Annotated in this window: 2 protein-coding genes; one reads left to right on the forward strand and one right to left on the reverse strand. The window is 59.1% G+C overall.

The genetic code is table 11. The features are described 5' to 3' along the window. A partial coding sequence (locus MPJ51_RS20290) for a DEAD/DEAH box helicase family protein (RefSeq protein WP_298390643.1) occupies nt 1–881 on the reverse strand: 881 nt, incomplete at its 3' end. A gap of 266 nt (nt 882–1,147) precedes the next feature. On the opposite strand from MPJ51_RS20290, the gene MPJ51_RS20295 reads away from it, so the two are divergent. Next, the coding region (locus tag MPJ51_RS20295) for an NADH dehydrogenase ubiquinone Fe-S protein 4 (RefSeq protein ID WP_298390645.1) at nt 1,148–1,256 on the forward strand (109 nt) is incomplete at its 3' end.

The raw sequence follows: 1,256 nt of genomic DNA on the forward strand, positions 1-1,256 counted from the left end.
AGCCGGATGCGGAGTTCCTTTTTGATGCCGATGATCGCCTGCTGCATCGTTGGTTTCGGCGTCACGTAGTGCGAATTTGCATAGACCCGGATGTGCTCCATCGTGCCGGTCTTTTCGCCGGTCAGCGGGTCGAATTCGGTGATCTGTTCCAGTTCTTCGCCGAAGAAGGACAGTTTCCAGGCGCGGTCTTCGAGGTGGGCGGGCCAGACCTCCAGTGAATCGCCGCGCACCCGAAACGAGCCGCGCTGAAACGCCTGATCATTGCGGCGATACTGCTGGGCCACCAGATCGGCCATCACCTGCCGCTGGTCATACTCGTGGCCCACCTTCAGGTCCTGTGTCATCGCCCCGTAGGTCTCGACCGAGCCGATACCGTAGATGCACGACACCGAGGCGACGATGATCACGTCATCCCGCTCCAACAGCGCCCGCGTTGCCGAGTGGCGCATCCGGTCGATCTGTTCGTTGATCTGCGATTCTTTCTCGATATAGGTGTCGCTGCGCGGCACATAAGCCTCGGGCTGGTAATAGTCGTAATAGGACACGAAGTATTCGACCGAGTTCTCGGGGAAGAAGCCCTTGAACTCTCCGTAAAGCTGCGCCGCCAGCGTCTTGTTGGGTGCCAGAATGATGGCAGGGCGCTGGGTTTCCTCGATCACCTTGGCCATGGTGAAGGTCTTGCCCGTGCCGGTCGCGCCCAACAGAACCTGATCGCGTTCGCCATCGTTGACGCCGCCCGCGAGTTCGGTGATCGCGGTTGGTTGGTCACCGGCAGGGGCAAACTCGGTATGCATCACGAACTGTTTGCCGCCCTCAAGTTTCAGGCGCGCGCGGACGTCTTCGGCGGTCAGTTGGGTCTTGTCGGAATGGGCGTAGGGCATGGACAGGCTCCGGGTCAGGCCCCTACATTTGTTCTTATTTTGTCCATCTGCAAGGGCTGATCGGTTTTTGACGGGCTGCAATGGCGAATCCAACTGTGATTTGGCCCTATGGTTCTGCAGCTTGTCATCATGGGCACAGCTATACGGGGCATTGATGACAGGTTCTGGCATCAGGCGTCCGGTCGTATCCGCGACAATTGCCATCTTGTCCCCGCGTGCGCTCTGACGCATAAACAAACCCAGCCAAGTGAGTACGGAGAGGCGACATGCGCGCACGGATTTACCAGCCTTCGCGAAATGCGATGACCTCGGGGATGGCCAAGACCCGCAAGTGGGTTCTGGAATACGCCCCTGCATCTGCGCGCGAAGTTGATC

Source organism: Ruegeria sp. (assembly GCF_028066395.1).
GTDB lineage: Bacteria > Pseudomonadota > Alphaproteobacteria > Rhodobacterales > Rhodobacteraceae > Ruegeria.